Below are 21,168 nucleotides of genomic sequence, written 5' to 3' on the forward strand. Positions count from 1 at the left end.
TTAACGCTAAAAAATACATTTGTGTATCGATTATGCTTCATTATTGAAATATGCATAATATGTCAATATTCAATCATTATGATCTAATATTCAAATTATGTATCGAACATAATGCATTAAAGTAGAGTGCAGCTCTGAACAGGGTGATTTGTTGCAGTCGAAAATAGACATCGATGATGATATAGTGAGAACTGCCAGGACGCATTGGAGTGAAGGACCATGACTGACGAGCAAAAACAACAAAATCGCCAAGATCCAAAATGGGAGGGGTTTCAGGAAATTGACCGTGCGATCGCCGAAAACCGGCTTACCGCCTATACATGGAAAAAGACCTGGGCCGACCCTTGGGGGAAGGCAGGGCTAGTTGCATTTTTCTTATTACTCTTGGCTTTCGTCATATATGTTATCATTTATGATGGATTGCTTTGAGCACTATTCTCCCCATTCCTTGATATCGTCTGCGGCCTTTTCGGTAGCCCCTTTCGCGCCTTTTGTCTGCTTGCCCAGATAGCTTTTTACAGTTCCAATCCGTTCGCGGCCACGTTGATGTACGCTACTTACCTCTTCGACAATCGAGCCGTCGCCAGACGATCCGCCCACTGGACTACGTCCCGATTGCGAAAGCGATACACTACCTCGCACATCTCCCGCGCTGCCCACGCCCGGCTTACTGACGGGCGCAAAGGCCGGAAGGTTGAGATCAGTCGCAACTTCATCGTGAAGCTGATCGGCATAGCTTTCAACAAAACGCGCCTGCAACTGCTGACCTTTCGCGCTCAGTTGGAAATCGATGTCATCAAAGCGTGCCTGACCATAATAGTCACGGTTGGCATCTATTTCTGACATTCCCCAGTCGCGATAGGCCTGACTGAGGTTAAGCGATCCGGCAACATTATTATTCTCATACCATGTCGCCTGGTTCTCAAGCCTGCTGGCAACCTCCTGCGCGCGCCTTGCTTCAACGGTATAGCTTTGCGCTTCCGTAAGCGATTTGGTGAGCCCCGACGCGCTGCTCGAGACCTGCGAGCTGTTGCTCGTACTTACGCTGCGCAAGAAACTGTCACGCGTGTTCGACCAGTTGTTGGTCTCCGAGATCTGTTTGAGCGAACCTAGGATTTTGCTACGGTCTTCCGAGGCAATGCCAATATCACTGTCCGTCCAACTTTGATTCCGGCCGCCTTTAAGCCCCGCATTTCCTTTCACTGCTCCTCTTTCCGCTTTTACACCCAATCCGGCATCACCATTGAGAAACCATGAGATGGTAATGTCATCGGAAGCCCGGCGTGACAGGCCATATTGCTGCTGCAGACCTTTGGATGCATTGTCGACTTCACTGAATGCACTGCCAATGCTGCTGCTGGAACCCTGACCGCTGGAGGTCTCGAAAGACGTGCCCCTGCTGTAGGTGTCGCGCAGCTCATTGAACCTTGTGATCGCAGAGCTGGTCGATTGCTGGGCCATGTTGGAGAAGGTCTCGCTCTGGCTGCGGCTGTTGCTCGCCAGCGTTGACAGCCTCGATGTGAAGTCCTGCCCCAATGTCGGGGTGAAGGGATATTGCGAATTCGGGACGGTAGCAAATTCAGCATCGGCAAAACTGGTCGTCTGTGTCCCGCTTTCGCCAAAGCCGCGTGTCTGTGCTGCGCCATAGCCGATATTGGGGGCCAGCGAGGCTTGCGCGAATTGCCGTGAAAACACACTGCTATTGTCGAGATTGCTGTTGCCAATAGAGACATTGCCAGTGCTGGCTTCGCGCGCCGCTTCTTCCGCAGCATTCTGGCTCGGATTAAGATATGACGTAGCCTGCGACGAGATCGCCATCGCACCTTTGGCAACGCCGCCTGCAAGAAACGGGATCGACGCGACCAGATAGCCCGCCAATATACCAATATCGCTGTTGACGTCGCTCATCCCTGTAAAGGTGGCAAGGCTAAGCCCGCTGCCGCCGGCCACCGCACTGACTTCGCTTGCGCCTTTGAACATCAGGATCATGTGCAGTATGACAAACAACGGCCCCCATGCGGCAAGATAGAAGAAGCCGGTCACATAGCCGCGCAGCGCGACCGGGCCGGTTTTCGGCATCAGGAAGAGCGGAAACAGCACCGGGAATAGCGCGTAAAACACCACCGTCAGCACCACATTGAGGATAGGGACCCATTTCATAGCATTGTGCGCAATCGAGGCATAAGTGCGTTCGGTCTGGATATCCGCGCGGGTCTGCGCAAACACATCAACGCTTGATGTTCCGCTGGCCCCGGCCATGCCATGCATCGCCTGATTCATCGCATTGATCGTCAGCACCTGCCGGAAAATGTCGCTCGCATTTGTCGAGACGCCTGCCAAATAATTATAGGCAACCGGAAGATCCGCTATCAGCTTGGCTTTGGCGAGCGCTGCGGTCTGCTTCGGGTATAACTGGCGACCAAAAGTGCCACTCATCGCGTCAATCAATCCCGCCCACTGTGCGTTTAAATTATCATAAGCCTCGCGGCAGGTAATGATACTGGCCGTGACACTGTCATCGGCCTGCCGCGTCAGAAATTTCTGTGCACGCGCCTGACTGCCCGGCGCAATCGTCGTCCAGATATTATTGCTCTCGGAGATTTCCTTCATCGATATCCGGCCAAGCAGCAGATCATAAAATACGCATTGACGAAAATGCTCGTCGAGATTGGTGGCAAATTCCGGATCGGAAATGCGCAAGGATTTCGTTGCCTCGAACAAGCGCGCGCCATAGATCATGCCATTTTTGGAGTAATTGAGATCATTTGGGAGACCGAACACGACCTCCGAGCTTCGCACCAGATAATCGCCGATCTGGCTGGTAAAGCTCGCCATGAGCGCTAATCCTAATGGCACATTGGCGACCGCGCTCGGAGCGAGGCCGGGATTGACGCGGTCGGTGACCTGCACATCCATCCGCGGCACCATGAGGCACATATAGATGAGCGTTGCGCCCAAAAACCAGTTGAGCCAGGCGCGCCAGTCCTGATTGAATGCGAGCACAATGACGGCCAATGCAAGCCCCATCACCATGGTGACCTGGATCAGGCTCTTATAGCCGCCCGCGCCGGTCCAGCTGGCAACTGCATTGAGGACATTGACGATATATTCGCCGCCGCCGACCGTAAAAATCTCGAGCATGTCTGGCTACTCTCCTGTCACGGAACGAGGCTGCGGGTCTGAACGCCGCGCGACCAGTCTAGCGCTGCTGCCATCGAGGGCGACATTGAAGCCGCGAGCAGATTTTCGATCATCGCGGTCTTCTCAATGATCTGCATGATGGCTGAGACTTTCGCCTGGCCCGTGGCTTGCCGCTGTGCAAGACCAGCCCGAACATCAGCAAGCTGCCCGCGCCACAGGCTGAGCTTGGCTTCGTCAGCGGCGATGAAACTGGCCATAGAGCGGCCAGATTCCGATACGATCCGTTCCAAAATGGCATAAAGAAGATCGATGCTGGCAATTTCTGCCAGCGTCTCACGATCATCGGTGGGCATGCCGCGGCCATAAGCGGCCTGCACGGTGAGGATTTTATAGAGCGGCACCGACGCGACCTGCAGAAGTTCCTTTTCCGCATCGCCAATCGCGCTGTCGCTGCGGATCGCATTGACCATGTTGCCGATCATCGCTGCCACGCGGGGACGGATCGCTTTTGAGGTAGCGAGGCTCATATTGCGGAACGTCGGATTGAGGCATTGATCGGCTTCGTCGCAGTCAAAAACCTTGATCGTTTGGCTTTGCGTTCCGTCGAGCAAAGCGGTGACCAGACTTGAAGACGCATCGCCGCCAAAAGGTGTGAACTTGCCGGGGCTATCGTCTTTGGGCGGTACATAGATGACCGTGCCAATCAGCGTCATTGCATATTCGGCAAGCTCGCGGTCAAATGTTCCGTTCGGATTGAAAAAGGCCGATTTCTTCAAGATATGCCATGTGTAATTGCGCGCCACACCGGGATTTACGTCGGCGTAGTCAGCGCCCGCGCTCGCATTGGTCGCGCTCCTTTGGCCTCTCGTGCCGCAGCCATGTTTGGCTGCGGCATAATCGGTAAATATGCCTTCCGAATTACCAATGGCTTCGCAGATCGCCTTGTCGGCGAGATCGCCTTTCGGCCAGACGCCGCCCACCAGCCCCTGCGCCATCTCGCAGCTGTTGATATTGAGATTGTTCATCAGTTGGGCTTTTTGGGAAAACTCCTGCATGATTTTCGAGCATTCGGGACAGACTGTGTCGATGGCGAGGCTGAAGGCAAAGCCCACCGCATTATTGGCCACGGCTTTGAGCATCGCCACAATTTCACTGGCATTGATGAAGGAGAAGCTGCCTGCAAATATATCGATGCCGCCGCATCCAGCGCGTGCGCGGGGTAGCTGCAGATTGGCGATATTTGTCGTTTTCTGGGGAAAGCGCGTCCAGACATTGCCGAGGCTGTAATAGCCTGCCGACTGGCCCTGGAACGCCGTCGGCCCGGTTACATTCGCTGCCCCGCCCATGTCATCCATGAAGCGGTCCATGCTGTCACCGACGTGGGCCGCGACCGGGCTGACGGCAAGATTGAGCGCCGCCAAAAGCCCCGCGATTTTGGATAGCTTAGTAGTCATGTCCGGCTTCCTTCGAAGTGAGAAGATAGATACGGTCCTGCAGCTCGTCGGCCGACAGGACGCCGTAACCGATCGGGATGGGCCGCTTGGTCAAGCTGTCCCACAGCACCAGCGCCGGGGTAATTTTAGCCTCCAGCCCCATGCGCGTTCGCTCGCTGGTTTCGACCTTATAACCCGGGAAATGCGCCGACGGGCCGCCATCGGTGGATATGGCGCGTATGGTTATGTTCCAGCGGGCGGCAACCGATTTGACAATCGGGCTCATCACTTCGCAGGCACCGCAGCTTTGGGCAAAAAAGTAGAACAGTCCGTAGCGTGATGACAGGCGCGCCATAACTGCATCGCGGCCCTGCTGGCGGTTGTCCTGCCATTGCCTTTTGGCGAGCGTCGAAACCGGCCGCTCCAGCGTATAATCGAGACCCGGGTCCTGCCAGATTGCCCGCTGCCAGACATCAGAGAACAGCGAAGCGCGGTCGAGCTGCTCGCGCTGGAAGCGAATATAGGCCGTCACATTGGCTGGCGTCGGTTCGATGATGGCTTTGGCTTTGAGTTCGCGCAGCGATTTTGTGATCGCGCCGAGCTGCTCGACCGCGGTTTCTGCAGCATGCTCTTGTTCTGACGGACCAGGAACTTCTACCTTTGGCTGGACACAGTAAAAATAATAGCCCAGTCGCCGTTCCTGGCAGTAGAGCGCATCGGCAGGATTGGACGCTGTTTCCTGCGCGCTGGCCGAACTGGCCGACCCTTCAAACATGGCGCAAAGCATGAGGATGATGGCAGCTAGCACGTAGAGATGTTGTTGCGGGTTAAGATAAAAAGCACGCTGCTTCATGGTCCGCTCCGTTCATAATAATCGCTTATCTTCTGCTGGATAAGCGCGCTGGTCTCCAGTTCATCGGGAAGCCGCGCAGCTTCGGTAAATTCGGCATAGACTTCGCTAAAATCCATCTGGCTGAGATCAAGCCGGGCAAATTCATCGAGCGTGAACCCGGCGCATTGTTCTTCCCTAGCTTTGGCCCAGGGCTTGGGAAGCTGCTTGCGGCCTTGCTCTTGCAGGATGCGCGACAGTTTCGATTCAAAGCAGCAATAAGCCTTGCGCTTGGTAGTGCAGACCCCAAGAAACTTGCTTGAACAATAAGTACCAACATAGGCGCACAGGCCCCGGGCATCGCGTTCGTGGAGCAGGATTTCTTCACGGTCGCAGCCCAGCGCGACCAGCAGGCTGACGCCGGGGATCAGCGGAAAGCCCTTGCCCTTGCAGCAGTTAAGCACGCCAAAAACTTTCGAGGAGCAGGTTTCGCGGCTGCCTTTGAACAAGGTCAGCGTCTCGGGATCAAATTGTCCGCGCGCCTCGTCCATGGCATGCAGCGCCGTGGCTGCGTCTTTGAATTCATCATTCGCTTTGCGCTCAATCGTTTCGCAGGATCCGTCGATGCAATAAACATCACCGTCGCAGACATATTGCGTGCCCGTACCATCGCCGCCGGGAACCGGACACTCGTAGACACGCTCGATAGTCGAACAGGGGCTGTCTTCGCTGATGCAGTCCTCGCGCACAAAGCGACAATCGGACCTCGCTTCAATCTCGTTGCAGTCATTGCCAGCGCTCCGGCGAATACATTGGTAGCGGCGCTCCCAGCCCCAACAGCTTAGGGTGACAGCAACGCCGTCTACGATCCGGGTTTGTGGAGCCTCATCGGTACATGTCTCGGATATTTGACTGCAATCGGCTTCATCACTCCAGCTTTGGCACCGGCTCTCATCGCGACTGATTGTGACGATATTTTCTGAGGTGACAAGGTACGGAGTCTCGCCCACAACTGATGAAGAACAGGTCATTTCCACATAAGGTTCGCCTGGCTCGACACAGTAACGCCCCTGTTCCCGATTGCCTCCCCATTGCAGGCAGGGTCCGGGGCGCGATCCCGTAGCCTGACATCTATCCGCTTTGAAAATATCGCACGAAGGAGCAACGCCAAAACCATAGGTGCTTATCGCGTGACAGAGATAGTGATAACGGGGTTGCTGTTCTATTTCGGCTAATAGCGTGACGCTGCACATACCGCTGCCCTGCTCAATGATCGTGCCAGTGTTGCAGGTCGCAAAATAGCTGCCCGCCGTCCCGCTGCCCGGTGGTAGCGGAACACAGGTGCCTTTCTCGCCGCCGATCGCCATGCCGCTGGTATATTCAAGCGGTGTTTCATTGATTGCGCCGGCTCGGGCAATGACCCGTTCGATCTCAGCTGGCGTGAAGCGCGCGCGCCGCCGGACGCTGTCTTCGATCGTTTGAAGACCCGTATGCGAGCGAGCAGCGCTCCGCGCTTCCGCCTCAAGCCGTTCAGGCTGCTCGGCCAGATCGGAAAGCGCGCTTGCCTTGTCCGCATCAAAATTGGGAATGCGGTCAGCATCAGGGCTCGTGGACGCCGCCGTTTTTGCTTTTTCAATCTGCGCCTGACCAAAGGCCTTGCCATCGGCGCGTGCGCTTTCCTGCGTCTGGGAATGCGCTAACGAGGCAAGCGCAATCCAGCCAAAGAGTGTGATAATGGGGGCAGGGATGTGTCGCCTCGTCATGGGCGCATTCCTGCTTGCAGGCGTTTAAGGTGAAGGCCTGCTAGCTGCGCACCGGGGCCGCCGCCTGATGCAAAGCGTTCCAGAACATGGGCAGCCGAGACATTTCCGGTCATGCGATCAAAGGGCGGGACAATGCTGGTGCAGTCAAAGCCGTCACAAGGCTCGAAATCAGACGAAGCCATCACGAACGTCGGCGCGGCCGTGACACCGAATGCGCGAAACAGGCGTGGGTCGATGCCCAGACCATCCGTCTCTTCTCCGCTTTCCCAGAGCGCAGCAAGGCGCGCCTTGAATTTGCCCGCGTCGCCCTCAGGAAAACCGCGCAGCACGACAACGCCGCCTGCATCGCTCATATCCCTGAGCAGCGCCTTCAAACTTGCCGCCGGCATCGACAGGCTGGCAAAGGCGATGAAGCGCGGTGTTCCCTTGAACGCCGCCTGTTCCGCTTCTGCATGATCGCGGATCATCGCATCAAAATCGAATCGCAGTTCGTTTTTGGTTGAAACAGTTTCGACGCTTTGCCGGTAACTGCCTGCATTTTGCCGCGCTTCGTTCTGAAGCGTTCGGGCTTCAGGCGTGATATTCTGCGCCCGCTCACGGACATTGGCAGCCAGCGCCTCGGCTTCCCCTGCATGGCGCTTCGCATTTTCCCTGATGGCTTCGATATCAAGGCTGTCATCTGCCTGTTGCTGCGCGGCAGCAATGCCGCCAATGGCGAAGGTCAATAGGCCTAAAGTGGGCAACAATTTTTTCATAGCGCGCAGCAGTTCCGTTTGCGCCAGACGAGATAGCCCATGTCTTCGCCAATGGCGGGAATGACCTGTCCGGCAGATTGAAAGGTGGTCGAGGTGCCAATCGGCGGACAGGCGAAGCGGCCCTTGGTCGCGGGATTGGGATTGGTCATCTGGAAGCGATATTGCTGCTTGCGCATCACCGGCATCAGATATTTGCCGCACAGCCCTTTGCTGCCCATCGTGCCCCAGGCCACCAGCTGCCGATGCAATTTATACGCAAAGCGGGACAGGACCAGTCTTGAAGCCTGGACATGGCCAATGGAAGCCGACACATTGCCGTTCATCGGGTACATTGAACCCTGACAGCCAGCGCACCAGAATAGTTCGTCGCGCGGCAGATTGGCGGTGGCGGCGACGCAATCGGCAGCGCAGGCAGCGAGCGCCAGCGGATTGGCAAACAGGACGGCTTCCGGGTTGATGATCGCGGTGAGTTCGCTATCCTGCCACAGCGGATCAATTTCGCTGATGTATAATATATCGATCGAGCCGGGCTCAAGGCAGAGGAAATCGGCAACAATTTCCATCCAGTAGATCAGCGGATAGGCATACCAGTGAACATGCCAGCTTGAATAATATTGGCTCGCCCCGCCGACCGCCGATGGTCCGGAGATTGACCGGTAGCCGATATCAAAGCCGGGATCGAGCTTGGTCCCGCCCAGATTGACAAAACACCAGGGCTTCATCGAGACATCGGCCAGACGCACCGGTTCCCAAAATCCCATGGCGATGCCGGGACGAATGCCGCATAGACACAGCGGACTGGCGGGGTTTTTGGGATCAGGCTTGTTTGAAGGCCATATTTTGAGACCGCCCACGGAAATAGGAAACAGACAGGACCAGCAGATATCGGTGATGGGATTGACAAAACTGCCGGTGCATTTGCCAGGACCCGCATCCGCACGGGCTGGACTGGCGAGGCTGACGATCATCAGCATCGCCAGCAGACAAGCAATTTTGCGATATAAGCCTATGTCTTTTATCATGGCGCTGACCTCTGATCGGGCAAGAGCGCGATCTCGCTGATTTCGAGAAGCCTTCCGTTCTGGCGCACACGCGCTGGCAGCGCTTTGATGCCAAAATGCCGGACGAGCCTGCCGCCCTGATCGAAGTAAAAGCGCCGTTGCTCCGCGCGCATTAGCGCCAGCGGCGCACCCTTGGTCAGAATCAGCTTGGCACTGTCTTTTTGCCCGAGCGCCCATTTAAGCTGCGCTGGATTATCTCCATCGAGAAAGAGCAGTGGCGATCTGAGTTTTACACTGTCGAGTGGATTGACCCGCGCGCCGCGCGTCCAAATGCGTTCGCCATTGGCGCCAAATATGTCATCGGCAAGCGTGATGGTCGGATCAAACTGCCAGCTTCGGCCCCTCCGGGCGTTTGCGAGACCCGTTACCGCTTCGGGTCGTTCTACCCTCGCCAATGTGCGACGCTTAAGTTCGGCATTGCGCCGGTCCATCTCTCCGCTCTTTTGCATCGAGATAAGGCGCGTCTGGATCTGTTCGAGCAGATCGCGCTCTATCACCGGAAAAACCGATCCTTGCTGGCCGTAATCCCGGGCCTGCGCCTGGCCTGCGCAAAGGAAAAATGCAGCAATGATGGCAGCAGCTGTCTTCACAGGATTGCCCTCCCGCTGCCCAATATCTGGGCGCCGCAGACAAAGCCGATGTCAGCGTAGCGGCTGTCAAAGCCATCTTTATGAGCGCTTCCGGCATAATAGCAGCCATCAGGTATTGCGCCTGCAGGACCTTTGGTAAGCTTCAGACCCAGGCGGGTTTCAGATTTTGTTCGGGCAACGAATTTTCCGTTGATCAGAACATCCTTGCCCTTGTGGGTCACAATATCACCAGGCATGCCGAGTTCATATTTGCCAAAGAGCTGCGGACTGCTGCCAAACTGGGCGCTGAGAATTGTGGACGGCCTGGGTTCGAAAAAGATCAGCCCGCCGCGTTTGATCGGCATGTGCTTGTCGAGCCAGAAGGCCCAGTTTGGCAAGCTTGGGCTGGCATTGAGCAAAAAGGCATGACTTTGGCGAAAGTCTTCGAATGGCTGCGCAGCAAAGGGCAAGGAGGCGAGCGCGGTTAAAATAGCGATGCGCTTGATGCGTCGGTGCGCTTTTGTGGATAAGGACTTGATTGTCATCTGCCGTCTCCCGCTTTGAGGCGTGCGGCAATCCGGCGTTCAAGTTCCACCGTTGCATCGGGTGCGTCTCCTGCGAGCACAGCTTCGGCGACCAGGATGATCCGGCCACCCTGGCCCATATCCTGAACAGCCTGCTCGCTGGCGCTTAGAAAAACGCCAATATTGGCTTTGGCTGTTTCCGGATCTCCTGAGCCGCGCGCCTCTGCTTCGACAAATTTTCCTATTGTCTCGGCAAGCCGAACGGTGGCGATCTCGGGTTTTTGCGGCTGCAATATCATGCGGCTCACCCATCCGGCCCAGAGCAGGAGGGCGATGCAGCCGAGCAGAAGGAGAAGCCGCGGCAAAAAAGATTTCCTTTGGAATGTTTCCGTTTGATCGGTCATTGGGCGGGTTCTCCGTCACTTTTGTCAGGAAAGGCTTCGGCAAGCGTTCGGAAAAAGCGCGGCATGCGGGCGAGAAGCAGCGCGCCCGTAGCTGCGATGAAGGCGATTTTGAGATCTGTAGAAAACAGCAAGCGCTGGCCGGGTTCTGCGCTGTGATAATGGACCGCCAGATTGCCAAGCTGGGTGAAGAGCAGCCCCAAATCCCATCCCACCAGAAACAGAAAGACAAACAGCGGCAGTCCCAGAACGATGAGGATGGTGGAGACGGCAAGGCGCGTGGTTTCCAGGAACAGGAAGCAGCTTCCCTGTATCAGGTCTTTTATCGGGATGGACGGCGCTTTGCCCGGCCTTGCCACTGGTTCTCTGCTGACCTGCGGGATGGCGGGTGTGTGCATGGCACGACGCATCATGCTGCTCCCTGCGCAGCTATCTGAGCTGCGACATGGGCAATAGCGTCGGCCAGGCTCCGGCCGTTCATCTGTGCCTGTTCGATCGCCGCATAAACATCGGGCGAGGAGGAATAGACCGTGGCTGAAAAGGGATCGAGAACGAGTCGGCCGATGGCCTGCGTGTCCGGGCCCTTGATAAAGACTTCGCTATATTCGGTGCCCGAGCGTTTTAGGCTGCGGATCAGCGTTTCGGTCCGGTCATCCATATCGAGCCGGTCATTCTTGCGAAAATCGGCTATCGTCTCGGCTTTCTGCTGCAAGACCAGCATCCAGTCGCTATTTTCAAGCGCAGCGCGCGCGCCATCCGATTTATAATAATCATTGAGCGACTGGGTTGCTGTCGCCAGTGCGCCGCCATATTTGCGCGCCGTGCGCGCATAGGTCTCGACAAATTCGCCCATCGAGCCGCCGCGCAGCATGCTCCATGCTTCATCGATCAGCAGCATTTTCTTGGTGCTTCTGACCCCGCGCGTCATCGACTGGCTGGTCATGAACATGATGGCGGACAGAACTACGCTTCTGAGATCCTCGCGGCTTGCGAGATCCGACATCTCAAAAACGGTGAAGTCATCGTCAAGCGCAAAGCTGGCAGGCCCGGTGAAAAAGCCGCCATAGCTTCCGCCTTCCAAATAAGGCGCAATCGATAGAGCGAGATTTTCGGCAATCGGGTTGGCTGTCGCAACGAGCGTGCGGGCCACATCATCAATGCTCGCCCCGCTGCCAAGACTTTCCCAGACTTTGGTCACCGCCTGGTCAATCAGGCCGTGCTCAACATCGCTCGGCGCTTCGCTGTGCCGCGCCATCTGCGCGATGATCGCCTTGATCATGGCAAAACAATCGAGCCTATAATCCTCGTCATCCACCGCGCGGGCATCGTCGACCATCGAAAAGGGGTTGAGCGAAAAGCCTGATTTGAGGGTAAACTCGACAAAGCGCCCGCCCTGCAATTTGACCGAATGCTCAAACGAGCGGCCATCATCGATCACCACCACTTTTGCGCCTGCACCGCGTAAAGCGGCGCATAGCTCTTGCAGCAGCACCGATTTTCCCGAACCCGATTTGCCGCAAATCGCGATATTATGGTTGCCTGCGTCATTTTCAAACGGCGACCACCAGAAGGGCTGACCGCGCCGTCCAACCAGCAACAAATGAGGGATATTGCCGCCCAGAAACTCGCCCTGCATCGGCGCAATATGCGCGGCCGTCGTCGAGAGCATGGTCCGGAACCGCTTGAGCCGCTGCATGTCATCGCCCAGACCATCGGCTAGGCTTAACGGGAAGGATGCGATCAGGCCCTGTAATTGCAGAAATCGCTCGTCGGTCAGATCCCAGCCGGCGGCTTTATAGACCGCCTTGACCGTGCGCTCATGGGCGTCGCCCTGGCCCAATGGCGAATAGCTGGTGAGGCCATAGAAAAGTTTGACCAGTCTTTTGCCAGCCTGCAATTCTGCCTGGACATGGCTCCATTCGGCAGACTGCTCGGCAAGGCGCGGCAAAAAGCGCGCACTCTTCGATTGGCTGAGGCTGGTTGTGCGCATGAACTTATAGCCTGCTTTGGCCGAGGCCGCCTCCTGATCGGGATATTGCAGGCAAAGCATCGTTGCCACTGGACAAGGAAATCGCAGCTTGTCGGTGAACATATCGCCGATCAGCCGCGCGCATTCCCATGGACTCCAGCGTTCGGGCATCGCGCGGACCCCATAATGGCGCAGATCAAAGCGGTCGGGATAGACCTCGCCAATCTGCGGGCTGCCTTCGCTATCGCGGCCAAGATTTCTAAATCTCTCGGTCCGCAAGATCAGGCGGTCGTCTTCCACCTCCAGTTCAATATCGCGGCGGATCGCCTGGTCGGCAATCGGGTCGAGCGGATTCCAGCTGGAAGGCTCTGCGTCGCGCGCACTGGTGGGTGAGGTCAGATCATCAATCAGCCCCAAAAGCTCTGCGGGCTCCATTTCCCGCGCGCCAAGTCCCAGGGATTGCAGCATGCCGATCAGCCCTTCGCGGCACTGGACCAGTTCGCTGTCCCCGGTGCTGCTCAGGTTTGGCACGCCCAGAGATATCACCAGCCGGGTCGCGCGGGCATGAAAAGGCGCGTGCGCCGAGCCGGATTTCCAGACAAGATCATAGAGCCGGTCGGTGCGCGCGCGGGCGATCGCTTCATAGATGCCGCCCTGTTCATAGCGGCGGGCAAACCAGGGTCCGACAATATGGGCTATTCTGGGGGAGGCAAAATTGAGTATTTGCAGACTACTGCCTTGCGGCATGCCTTCGGAGAAGAATTGCGCCAATATCTCGCCGCTGCGTTCGTCCGCGCCGATGAGCGGCGTCACATCAAGGATGAAGCCTTTCGATCGCGCATTGCAATAGAGCCGCGTTCCTTCGTCGAACGCCCGGTAGGGGAGCCAGTTCGAGAGCATATCGATGGCCAGATGCGGGCGCGGCGCATCGGGGCTGGCCGTATCAGAAAACAGACCGGTCAGGAGCGCGCTTCGCGCTTTTGCGAGCGACAGGGTCATGGCTGCAATTCCGCTTCGGGCATGTCGATGCTTTGCGGGCGAATAAGTTGAGGGGCCCGGTCATGCAGGGGAGCAATCACGCCGGACCCCTCTGGTCCCGGCGGGAGGACGCCGGGATCTGCCATTGGCACTGGCGAGGGGGAAACCAGCGCGTCCGGCAAGGGAAAAGGATTGGCAGCAGGAGCTTCGCCTTCATGCTCCTGCTTGCTGTGCTTTTGATTTTGGTTGTCTTGGCTACCAATGCCGCGCGCGATCGCTTTGCCAATATCGGCCGTACTTCTGGGAGCCTGATATTTGGCGCTGGCTGCCTCGGGCAGCGCGACATGGACCACGCGCGCTTCGTGCATCCGGCCTTCAGCATCCCGGTAAGCTGCGAGTACGACCCTGAGCATCCGGCCAGTGGAGCCAGAAGTCATGGCTGCTCCTGACGGGGCTGCCAGTATTGAAACCCCTTGCCCGGTCGCCTCGGCATCAATCGCCGAAGTTGGCGCGCAGGTTCCGCCAGGCGCGCGGCAATCAAAGCTGCCGCTGATATTGCCGCCAAGACTGGCGCAGCCGCTGAGTACAAGTATCGCTGATGCGAGCGCCGAATAGGTGAGAGGCTTGGCCATCAGCGCGCTCCTCCTTGTGCTGCGGATGCGCTTAGAAACGTCCGTATTTCCGGAGCGCTGCGATAGCCTTGCAGAACGGCGCCATCAGATGCGCGGACCATCACCGGCGTTCCGGAAAAACCTTGTCTACGCGCAAAACCTTCATTGGCATCAAGACCGCTGGTATCGCAGGAGCTGCGTCCATCCGTTTGCCCTCCGGCATAGGCGCGGTGGAGGGCTACCGCCTTGTTAGCAGCGCAGATCACGCTTTCGGCAATGGCCCGGCTCTGTGCGCCGAAGATTGAAATCGGCCGTTCCTCGACCCGGACGCGCGCCTTTTTCAGTTCTTCTGTGAGCCGCTTGCAATAGCTGCACTGGAAATCCGAGAAGACGATGACCTTGGGGCCATTGGGATTGCCCCAGAATATCGCTCCATTTTTCGGCAGACCTTCAAGATTGACCTTTTGCGGCGCAGCATTGGCCGTTGGCCGCCCGGCATTTATTTTCTGGCTGGCGGAAGCCGTACCTGCCGCCAGCAGGTCGGGATTGATAGCCAGTAATTTGGCCGCCGTCAGATCAGCGCGCGTTTCCATATCGTACAGACGTCCGACAAACAGATATCGCGCGCGCTCATCGATATAGAAGAGCGCCTTGCCCGACACCACTTCGCATAGCCCGCCAAAGCCTTCGCAGCCAAGGCTGGTGATGGGCGTTTTGGGAAGCCGCAATTTGAGCGCGGCGACAACCTGGCTTTTTCCGCTATCAGTAAACCCGTTCACGCCCGTGACCGCTGCGATGGCCGAGGCGGTGACGAGTCCCGCGCTGGCGACAGCGAGTATGGCTGCCAATGCCGTGGTCTTCAGGCATCGTTTTTGGGTAGAAAAATCGGCATTGTTCATTTTTTTGTGCTCCTCACGTGGACGCCGTCGAGGAAGACGATCTCGACCGAAATGCCGGTCGGCATCTCGACGACGGGTTGATATTGTTCCGCTCTCTCGATGAGATATTTGGATACGGTATCGGCGGCATCGCCCGCGCCCTGGCCGAGGCCGCCGGTAATTATGTCGGCACCCGACAGGCTGCTGCGCTTGCCATCCTCGCCGATGTTGCCGGCAAAGATGCCATTGGCATTGGCCGAGAAACCGCGCCCGAAGCCGCCGACAATACCGGCCAGCAGTGCCTGGCTGACAAGACTACCCTCGCGGCTGACGATGCGTCCGCGCACGCCCGATTTTCCGGCAAAGCTGATAAAGCCTTTGACCTCGCTTACCGCATAGCGGCCGCCCGGCTGCGCGCAGGTCATTCGTGCCAGTTTGACATAGACCTTCTCTGCTGAAAGATCGCCGCGTGCGGCACCGTTGACAAGGCATCCGGTTATGTCGGTGGTGAGCAGCTTACCCCTTCTCATCACCGAGCGGGCAGGTCCTGTAATACGCAGCACCACGGGAAGCGGATCGCTCTGGCTGGCAACGCCGGTGGATGCGTCGACACCGACAATTACCCGTGCCGGCGCATAGCTGTTGGGCGGCAGATATTCCGGGCTGTCTTCGAGCAGCAATGGCGATACAGGCGTGCTCGTTGCCGCTTTGCTTTCTTTAGTGGGCGCGCTGTCTGAAAAGCTGAGCAGGCTTACCTTGCTGTCGCCCTCAGCAGCGTGGGCTTGCGCGCCCGGTGTTCCGGGAGCGGTTGTTCTCGTTCCGGCGCTACCGGGACCAAAGTCGGGCTGCGGCGGTAAAACCGGAGGCGCAGCTGCTGTTTTTTGGAGTTCACTTTTGAGCGATGCATTTTCCGCCGAAATGGCATCGATCGCGGCCTGCCCGTCGCTGCGCATCTGCGCGTTTTCCTGACGCAGCGCATTGAGTTCCTGTTCGATGGCCGGGCGCGGCAATTGTGCGTCCTTGAGCGACTTTTGCTCGCGCGCCAGCGCGTCGAGGCGATTGCCATAGCTTGCTACGAATTCGCGGCTAGCGAGATCGCGGTTGACGAGCCCGCCGGTATCGATGGTTACTGCGCCTGTAGTGCCGCTGTTGCCCGCATCATCGCCGCTAAATATGATCCAGCTGCCGCCGATCAGAGCAAGCGCGCCGATACCGCCGAGCAGCAGTTTCTGACGCCGTGCAATTTGGTGGTTGAGACTGCGGCGGGCGTTTTGACGCTGCGCTTCCGGCGGCGTTTCGGCTGCCTGATTATCTGGCTGCTTGTCCATCAGTTGATGCCTCCTTTGGCAAAGACAAGGAAGGCGCTGGCGCTCTGACCGGGACCAAGACGATCGGCTCCATAGGCAAAGGCGAGCGCGCCTGCGGGCGCATCGCGCTCGCGCGTGAGATCGAGCGTCTGCGCGCTTTTGTTGCGGATCAGGAAATGCTGGCCGGATAGCTGCGCGCCGTCATATTGCGCGATCAGCTGGACTTCGAGGCCGCCGATAACTTTGGGACGGTCGATTTTCTGCATGGCGGTAAAGCCGGGCAGAACGGCGTCTGTCGCCATGGCTTCAATGAGCCGGATCGTAGCGTTCTCAGGCCCTGTTTCTTCTTCCCAGTCTCTGGCTTCGCTTTTTGCGAGCGCGGGATTGCTGATAAATATCTGACTTGCACCCGCCATTTCTGCGCGACAGGCAAATTTATAAACATAGCCTGCCTTCGAGGTCGCAAAGAAGCTGACCTTGTCCGAGGCATATTGGACGGGAACCGAGATATAGATATCGCCGCGCACCGGCTCATGGGTGACGCTGAAATCATTATAGGGATAGCCGCTCGCCATTTTGGACACATTGGCAAAGCCGTCATCGACCAGCGCAATGCGGGTGAGCTCGCCGCGCGAGAGCAGGCAATCAATCTGGGCGTTGTCCGCAGCCTCGACAAACTGGTCGGCATGGGCAGGCGCCGCGGTCAGAGCAAATGCCAGGATTGCAATTCCCAGCGGCTTGAAGCCGGTATCGGGTCTGCGCGTAGCGCCAAGGCTGAACAGGCCAAGGCCGGTGCCCGCTAGCGCAGCCGTGGAAAGGTAAGCAAAAAGGCTCATGCAGATCAGTCCTTGTTCGATTCATCTTGGGGGAGACGGCGGAAACCGGTGAGCGCGAGGCTCAGGCCGCGCTGCGACCAGCGAAATTCAAAGGAGCGAGCCTCGCTCGCAATCACCTGCGCGCCGACAAAGGTCTTGAGCGTTCCGGTTGCAGTCGAGACCAGGGTAGCCGGATCGACGGTGAGCCCCCGGATGATGAATGACTGGCTGACATCGGAGCCGCGCTGTTCTTCGACAATTTTGACCAGTTCGGCTTTGAGACGGCCATGCGCGGCCGGATCGGCAATTTTGAGAATTTCATCCATCCAATAGTCGAGGCTTTGCGGCGAGCGGTTGAGCAGCATCAACGCGGTGTCGCGGGTCACCAGTTCGAGATAGGCGGCTGAAACGCCTGCGCTCGAGACGCTCATTTGCTGCGCGGTGACAGGGACCAGCACGACCTCGCGCGCTTTTGTCATCGCAAAACCGGACAGGATGATAGCAGCGAGACCGGTGACGCTTGCCAGCACCGCAAGGCGATTGCGCTGGCGCAAATAGGACTGGGCCTGTTCGTGGGCAAATTGAGCGCGCATTCTCTATCTCCTCAACCGGCCAGACGACGGTGACAGGAGGGCGGCGTGGCTTTGAGGCCAAGAAAACTGGCTGGCAGATACCAATAGACAGCATGAATAAGCCGCGCTGCTTTCCCGCCCGATTTTGACTTCCGCAAAGCAAACCAGGAGACGCAGGAAAGCGTGATGCCGATAAAGACATGCTGGGCCAATATGCCCCAAGCAAAGGGAATCAGAATTCCGGCAAACTCATCGATGGTCCAAAGACCAATAAGTTCAGGATCATCCAATCGTCTGGGGATAAGATATCTGTCAGCCATGTGCCGCCCTCCTATTCTTCGCTCAGGCTCAGATGACCGCGGTCACGACCGAGGTAACGATGGGAACACCGGTGCCGACACCGATGCCGACGCCAACCGGCACTGCAATCTGGCCAAGGGAAAATCGGCCCGAAGCAAGACCAATCAGGCCAGCTGCAAGGCTAAGGACGGTGATGATTTTGCCGCCCGAGCCTTCGAGAAAATCGGTAAATTTGGCGAGAGCAGGATCAAAAGTGGTATCAGCGCCTGCATAAGCAGCGCCCGCACAGGCAAGGGCGACGCTTGCGGGAATGATATAGTCAGCGATCCGGCGACGGGTCTTGGGCAAGGTTTGTGTCATGGCGTACTCCAGATGTTAAACGGGCAGCGACTGTTCGTTCGCTGTATGTTCTTTCTGGAATAAGATCTGGTCTGTAGGAAAACAGGACGTGCGATTTTTGGAAGTTATCCAAGCAAAAACCGACAATAGGGCATATGGCGGCAGACTTCTGCGCAGATGGGATGCCAGATTGCGCTCATCTTGCCGCGATTTGCGTAAGGCGCGACGGCTATCGCGATTTGCCTGCCGGAACCTGCGCGAATCTCTCTGATCATATGATTCGATTCTTCCTATATGTTCCTTATATGTTCTTTTTGTTTTCCTACAGTTTTCCTCTTGGCCTATTTGCTGAGTCGGTTTTCAAAATTCGAAAGGATTCAAAGCAATGGTAGAAATGGAGATGCTGGCCGAACATAACGTGCGCGGTGATTTGGCGGCATTGTTGCTTGCGGCTGCGGACAATAGCGGCCGGACCCGCACGGACATCGGCAAGGCTGCAGGCATACATAAGGATGCGCTGCGCCGCATATTGGATGGCACGCGCTCAGCAACTTTGGCTGAAGCTTTGCGGATCATGCGCGCGTCCGGTGCATCGCCGCATGCGCATCTTATATTGTTTCTGGTCGCTGGCGGCGAACGTTCATCAGATTGGCTTCACACAGATATCTCTCTATTCTTTGAAGAGCTTTTCTGCGAGCTACCTAGCGCGCTGGAACGCATATTGGGAAATCAGATCCAGGACGTAAAACCGCGCTGGGCCAAAGGCACGGCGCAGCGTCTGGCGCGGCTTTTGTCCGATCATATCGAAGAGCTGGAGCGCAAGGACGTACTCCTTGGCGATATATATGCAGGATCGGAGAGCCGCGCCGATGCCTGAGTCATCTACCCAGACGCAGGAACGCCCCCCAGTCGCGCGGCTCATCAGATTATCGGAAGTCCAGAAACGCGTCGGCCTTGGGCGCTCAACTATCTACCGGTGGATGAGTGAGGAGCGATTCCCCAAACCCTATCAGCTTGGCGGTCACGCTGTTGCCTGGCTTGAGCAAGAGATCGATGAATGGATCGCGCAGCGGATTGCAACTCCCGTCTGATCTGGACCTTTTCTCTTCAGTTGGATAGTTTTCTCAGTAGCACAGATGCTGTGCATGGCAGATGTGCATGCTAAGATGGCGCTATGGTGCTCTGAAAGCTGCGAAACAAACTCAACATCTATATCTCGTTGCCAAAATCGATGAGGTCGAGGTCGCATATAGCGCATCACAGAACGTTGGGCTTGAATTTAGGGATTCATTCCATCTCAATATAAAAGCCACAATTGAAAATATACCGGAAAATTTAAACGGCATCATTGCAAGTCCATCACTATGTCCTTTGGCAGCCAGCGCAGTTTTGCAAGCGATATTGTGAACGGTGATCCGCTCAAAACTCTTCTTTCGTCGATTTATCTGCGCGGCAATAGCCGTTCACTTCATGCTATTTTGCCGACGGACGTCCTGCTTGTTCTGTCACAACTTATTTCAGCAGGGTCCATCAGTTAGATAGCTGTGTGCTTCGACCCGCCACGCCGCGGAACCGGTATTGTTCGCGACCTCAACTTCGTATCTGCGGCGCAATCTGCCGATTATTGATGCGTTTATTTGCATAGAGTTTGTGCTTCCCAAATTGACAATATGGTAGGCTATCTGTGTTCGGGCGAAGAGACCCAATTTGTGCTTTGAAAATGTGTATTTTGGTCGGTTCTAATACCAAGTTGCGCTGAGGCTGACTCACATTTGTGAATGCCAAACGGTCGAAAGTCTGAATCTATGGCGTCCTTCATTTTGAGGACGTGACATGGGAACAGCGATTAGCTTGCGTGATGATTTTGACGGCACTGCCTTGAGGCAACTGGCGCGGAAGTCGAAAAGCGCGAACCAGGCCCGGCGGCTTTTGGCATTGGCCGAAATTTACGACGGCGGTAGCCGGACATCGGCGGCGCGGATCGGCGGGGTGAGCTTGCAGATCGTGCGTGACTGGGTGGTCCGCTTCAACGCTAGGGGTCCGGGCGGCCTGCTCGATGGCAAGGCACCGGGAAGACAGTCGCTGCTCAATGATGCTCAGCGCCGAGCGCTTGTTGAAACGGTCGAGCGCGGTCCGATCCCGGCGATCAATGGCGTCGTTCGCTGGCGGCTGATCGACCTGGTTCGGTGGCTTTATGACGAATTTGCGGTCTCGCTTGATGTAACGACCGTGGGGCGTGAGCTGAAGAGACTGGGCTATGTCAAGCTGACGGCACGGCCTCGCCACCACGCCCAGAACGAACTTGCCTTGGAGGCGTTTAAAATGGGGGCTTTGCCGCCGAGCTGGCAAAGGTCAGAAGAGCTCTCCCGAAGGGCACGCCAATAGAGATATGGTTCCAGGACGAAGCGCGGATCGGGCAGAAGAACAAGATCACGCGGCGCTGGGCCAGACGAGGGACGCGGCCCTCGGCACCCAAAGACCAGCGGACGAAATCGGCCTATATCTTCGGCGCGATCTGCCCGGAGCACGGCAAGGGCGCAGGGCTGGTGCTGCCCTTCTGCAATACCCAAACCATGACGCTCCATCTGGCCGAGATAGCGCTCGCCATCGCCCCCGGCGCTCACGCTGTCGTACTGATGGATCAGGCCGATTGGCATATGACCGACAAGCTGGATGTGCCCGGCAATATCAGCATCATTGCGCTCCCGGCCAAATGCCCTGAACTCAACCCGGTCGAGAATATCTGGCAGTTCAATGCGCGACAACTGGCTATCCAATCGGGTGTTTACCTCCCACGACAATATCGTGGACCATGCTGCGAGCGGCGTTACACCGCAGGCCCATATCCTGCTGTTCATGGTTAGCAGCGGCGATCATGCAATTGCCGGGCTGCAATCGGATCTCGTACAGTTCTTCGAGGACT

The 21,168-nt window shown here is 57.0% G+C and carries 22 protein-coding genes and 1 pseudogene; 5 read left to right on the forward strand and 18 right to left on the reverse strand.

Annotated elements, in window-relative coordinates:
* The first annotated feature begins 219 nt into the window (after window positions 1–219).
* The gene (locus tag CHN51_RS06650; protein WP_100093321.1) at window positions 220–429 is read left to right on the forward strand and encodes a hypothetical protein; all 210 of its coding nucleotides are present in this window, start codon (window positions 220–222) and stop codon (window positions 427–429) included.
* A 3-nt stretch (window positions 430–432) separates the two neighbouring features.
* On the opposite strand, the gene CHN51_RS06655 is transcribed toward CHN51_RS06650, so the two are convergent.
* The 18 genes from CHN51_RS06655 to CHN51_RS06740 are packed head-to-tail and all read right to left on the reverse strand — an operon-like array spanning window position 433 to window position 18,266.
* Window positions 433–3,141, reverse strand: a complete 2,709-nt coding sequence (locus tag CHN51_RS06655) for a conjugal transfer protein TraG N-terminal domain-containing protein (protein WP_100093322.1) — start codon at window positions 3,139–3,141, stop codon at window positions 433–435.
* A 17-nt stretch (window positions 3,142–3,158) separates the two neighbouring features.
* Window positions 3,159–4,595 (reverse strand): conjugal transfer protein TraH, encoded by a 1,437-nt coding sequence (locus CHN51_RS06660; RefSeq protein WP_100093323.1) that lies wholly within the window; start codon window positions 4,593–4,595, stop codon window positions 3,159–3,161.
* Complete coding sequence (locus CHN51_RS06665; RefSeq protein WP_100093324.1) at window positions 4,585–5,427, reverse strand: conjugal transfer protein TraF; 843 nt, start codon at window positions 5,425–5,427, stop codon at window positions 4,585–4,587. Before CHN51_RS06665 ends, CHN51_RS06660 begins: the two co-directional genes overlap by 11 nt.
* Window positions 5,424–7,166 (reverse strand): conjugal transfer protein TraN, encoded by a 1,743-nt coding sequence (locus CHN51_RS06670; RefSeq protein WP_100093325.1) that lies wholly within the window; start codon window positions 7,164–7,166, stop codon window positions 5,424–5,426. Before CHN51_RS06670 ends, CHN51_RS06665 begins: the two co-directional genes overlap by 4 nt.
* Window positions 7,163–7,921: a type-F conjugative transfer system pilin assembly protein TrbC gene (trbC, locus tag CHN51_RS06675; RefSeq protein ID WP_100093326.1), complete on the reverse strand. Its 759-nt coding sequence runs from the start codon at window positions 7,919–7,921 to the stop codon at window positions 7,163–7,165. The genes CHN51_RS06670 and trbC overlap by 4 nt, the downstream gene beginning before the upstream one ends.
* Window positions 7,918–8,895 (reverse strand): conjugal transfer pilus assembly protein TraU, encoded by a 978-nt coding sequence (gene traU / locus CHN51_RS06680; protein WP_206170113.1) that lies wholly within the window; start codon window positions 8,893–8,895, stop codon window positions 7,918–7,920. The genes trbC and traU overlap by 4 nt, the downstream gene beginning before the upstream one ends.
* A 44-nt stretch (window positions 8,896–8,939) precedes the next feature.
* A complete protein-coding gene (gene traW / locus CHN51_RS06685) occupies window positions 8,940–9,572 on the reverse strand; it encodes a type-F conjugative transfer system protein TraW (RefSeq protein WP_100093328.1) in 633 nt (210 codons plus the stop codon).
* Window positions 9,569–10,096 carry a S26 family signal peptidase gene (locus tag CHN51_RS06690; protein WP_100093329.1) on the reverse strand — a complete coding sequence of 176 codons (528 nt, stop codon included), beginning with the start codon at window positions 10,094–10,096 and terminating at the stop codon, window positions 9,569–9,571. Before CHN51_RS06690 ends, traW begins: the two co-directional genes overlap by 4 nt.
* On the reverse strand, window positions 10,093–10,440 hold the full coding sequence (locus tag CHN51_RS06695) for a TrbI F-type domain-containing protein (protein ID WP_240616882.1): 348 nt from the start codon (window positions 10,438–10,440) through the stop codon (window positions 10,093–10,095). The genes CHN51_RS06690 and CHN51_RS06695 overlap by 4 nt, the downstream gene beginning before the upstream one ends.
* A gap of 35 nt (window positions 10,441–10,475) precedes the next feature.
* Window positions 10,476–10,889: a hypothetical protein gene (locus CHN51_RS06700; protein ID WP_240616883.1), complete on the reverse strand. Its 414-nt coding sequence runs from the start codon at window positions 10,887–10,889 to the stop codon at window positions 10,476–10,478.
* On the reverse strand, window positions 10,886–13,444 hold the full coding sequence (gene traC, locus CHN51_RS06705; RefSeq protein WP_100093330.1) for a type IV secretion system protein TraC: 2,559 nt from the start codon (window positions 13,442–13,444) through the stop codon (window positions 10,886–10,888). Before traC ends, CHN51_RS06700 begins: the two co-directional genes overlap by 4 nt.
* Window positions 13,441–14,055, reverse strand: coding sequence for a hypothetical protein (locus CHN51_RS06710; protein WP_100093331.1), 615 nt, complete (start codon window positions 14,053–14,055; stop codon window positions 13,441–13,443). Before CHN51_RS06710 ends, traC begins: the two co-directional genes overlap by 4 nt.
* Window positions 14,055–14,933 carry a DsbC family protein gene (locus CHN51_RS06715; RefSeq protein WP_100093332.1) on the reverse strand — a complete coding sequence of 293 codons (879 nt, stop codon included), beginning with the start codon at window positions 14,931–14,933 and terminating at the stop codon, window positions 14,055–14,057. The genes CHN51_RS06710 and CHN51_RS06715 overlap by 1 nt, the downstream gene beginning before the upstream one ends.
* On the reverse strand, window positions 14,930–16,240 hold the full coding sequence (locus CHN51_RS06720) for a TraB/VirB10 family protein (RefSeq protein WP_100093333.1): 1,311 nt from the start codon (window positions 16,238–16,240) through the stop codon (window positions 14,930–14,932). The genes CHN51_RS06715 and CHN51_RS06720 overlap by 4 nt, the downstream gene beginning before the upstream one ends.
* On the reverse strand, window positions 16,240–17,055 hold the full coding sequence (locus tag CHN51_RS06725) for a type-F conjugative transfer system secretin TraK (protein ID WP_100093334.1): 816 nt from the start codon (window positions 17,053–17,055) through the stop codon (window positions 16,240–16,242). The genes CHN51_RS06720 and CHN51_RS06725 overlap by 1 nt, the downstream gene beginning before the upstream one ends.
* A 5-nt stretch (window positions 17,056–17,060) precedes the next feature.
* On the reverse strand, window positions 17,061–17,627 hold the full coding sequence (locus CHN51_RS06730) for a type IV conjugative transfer system protein TraE (protein ID WP_100093335.1): 567 nt from the start codon (window positions 17,625–17,627) through the stop codon (window positions 17,061–17,063).
* Between the two features lie 11 nt (window positions 17,628–17,638).
* The gene (gene traL, locus CHN51_RS06735; protein ID WP_100093336.1) at window positions 17,639–17,926 is read right to left on the reverse strand and encodes a type IV conjugative transfer system protein TraL; all 288 of its coding nucleotides are present in this window, start codon (window positions 17,924–17,926) and stop codon (window positions 17,639–17,641) included.
* A 28-nt stretch (window positions 17,927–17,954) separates the two neighbouring features.
* Entirely contained in the window at window positions 17,955–18,266 is a 312-nt protein-coding gene (locus CHN51_RS06740) for a hypothetical protein (RefSeq protein ID WP_100093337.1), read from the reverse strand.
* A 364-nt stretch (window positions 18,267–18,630) separates the two neighbouring features.
* Between CHN51_RS06740 and CHN51_RS06745 the strand changes: the two genes are divergently transcribed.
* From CHN51_RS06745 to CHN51_RS20120, 4 genes and pseudogenes are all read left to right on the forward strand, one after another.
* Entirely contained in the window at window positions 18,631–19,122 is a 492-nt protein-coding gene (locus CHN51_RS06745; protein WP_100093338.1) for a helix-turn-helix domain-containing protein, read from the forward strand.
* A complete protein-coding gene (locus CHN51_RS06750; protein ID WP_100093339.1) occupies window positions 19,115–19,336 on the forward strand; it encodes an AlpA family transcriptional regulator in 222 nt (73 codons plus the stop codon). Before CHN51_RS06745 ends, CHN51_RS06750 begins: the two co-directional genes overlap by 8 nt.
* A 67-nt stretch (window positions 19,337–19,403) precedes the next feature.
* Window positions 19,404–19,652: a hypothetical protein gene (locus CHN51_RS19510; protein WP_123906263.1), complete on the forward strand. Its 249-nt coding sequence runs from the start codon at window positions 19,404–19,406 to the stop codon at window positions 19,650–19,652.
* A 426-nt stretch (window positions 19,653–20,078) separates the two neighbouring features.
* A pseudogene (locus CHN51_RS20120) lies at window positions 20,079–21,059 on the forward strand (IS630 family transposase); the annotation flags it as partial.
* Window positions 21,060–21,168: the final 109 nt, after the last annotated feature.

It is taken from the genome of Sphingorhabdus sp. YGSMI21 (assembly GCF_002776575.1).
In the GTDB taxonomy this organism is placed as follows: Bacteria; Pseudomonadota; Alphaproteobacteria; order Sphingomonadales; family Sphingomonadaceae; genus Parasphingorhabdus.

Excerpts from the sequence above, each read along its gene's own strand:
- CHN51_RS06690 (WP_100093329.1), bottom strand. The coding sequence starts at position 10,096 with ATGACAATCAAGTCCTTATCCACAAAAGCGCACCGACGCATCAAGCGC.
- CHN51_RS06740 (WP_100093337.1), bottom strand. The coding sequence starts at position 18,266 with ATGACACAAACCTTGCCCAAGACCCGTCGCCGGATCGCTGACTATATC.
- CHN51_RS06715 (WP_100093332.1), bottom strand. The coding sequence starts at position 14,933 with ATGAACAATGCCGATTTTTCTACCCAAAAACGATGCCTGAAGACCACG.
- trbC (WP_100093326.1), bottom strand. The coding sequence starts at position 7,921 with ATGAAAAAATTGTTGCCCACTTTAGGCCTATTGACCTTCGCCATTGGC.
- CHN51_RS06650 (WP_100093321.1), top strand. The coding sequence starts at position 220 with ATGACTGACGAGCAAAAACAACAAAATCGCCAAGATCCAAAATGGGAG.
- CHN51_RS06745 (WP_100093338.1), top strand. The coding sequence starts at position 18,631 with ATGGTAGAAATGGAGATGCTGGCCGAACATAACGTGCGCGGTGATTTG.
- traL (WP_100093336.1), bottom strand. The coding sequence starts at position 17,926 with ATGGCTGACAGATATCTTATCCCCAGACGATTGGATGATCCTGAACTT.
- CHN51_RS06725 (WP_100093334.1), bottom strand. The coding sequence starts at position 17,055 with ATGAGCCTTTTTGCTTACCTTTCCACGGCTGCGCTAGCGGGCACCGGC.
- CHN51_RS06700 (WP_240616883.1), bottom strand. The coding sequence starts at position 10,889 with ATGATGCGTCGTGCCATGCACACACCCGCCATCCCGCAGGTCAGCAGA.
- CHN51_RS06670 (WP_100093325.1), bottom strand. The coding sequence starts at position 7,166 with ATGACGAGGCGACACATCCCTGCCCCCATTATCACACTCTTTGGCTGG.
- CHN51_RS19510 (WP_123906263.1), top strand. The coding sequence starts at position 19,404 with ATGCTAAGATGGCGCTATGGTGCTCTGAAAGCTGCGAAACAAACTCAA.
- CHN51_RS06750 (WP_100093339.1), top strand. The coding sequence starts at position 19,115 with ATGCCTGAGTCATCTACCCAGACGCAGGAACGCCCCCCAGTCGCGCGG.
- traC (WP_100093330.1), bottom strand. The coding sequence starts at position 13,444 with ATGACCCTGTCGCTCGCAAAAGCGCGAAGCGCGCTCCTGACCGGTCTG.
- CHN51_RS06665 (WP_100093324.1), bottom strand. The coding sequence starts at position 5,427 with ATGAAGCAGCGTGCTTTTTATCTTAACCCGCAACAACATCTCTACGTG.
- CHN51_RS06710 (WP_100093331.1), bottom strand. The coding sequence starts at position 14,055 with ATGGCCAAGCCTCTCACCTATTCGGCGCTCGCATCAGCGATACTTGTA.
- CHN51_RS06730 (WP_100093335.1), bottom strand. The coding sequence starts at position 17,627 with ATGCGCGCTCAATTTGCCCACGAACAGGCCCAGTCCTATTTGCGCCAG.
- CHN51_RS06655 (WP_100093322.1), bottom strand. The coding sequence starts at position 3,141 with ATGCTCGAGATTTTTACGGTCGGCGGCGGCGAATATATCGTCAATGTC.
- CHN51_RS06660 (WP_100093323.1), bottom strand. The coding sequence starts at position 4,595 with ATGACTACTAAGCTATCCAAAATCGCGGGGCTTTTGGCGGCGCTCAAT.
- CHN51_RS06720 (WP_100093333.1), bottom strand. The coding sequence starts at position 16,240 with ATGGACAAGCAGCCAGATAATCAGGCAGCCGAAACGCCGCCGGAAGCG.
- traU (WP_206170113.1), bottom strand. The coding sequence starts at position 8,895 with ATGCTGATGATCGTCAGCCTCGCCAGTCCAGCCCGTGCGGATGCGGGT.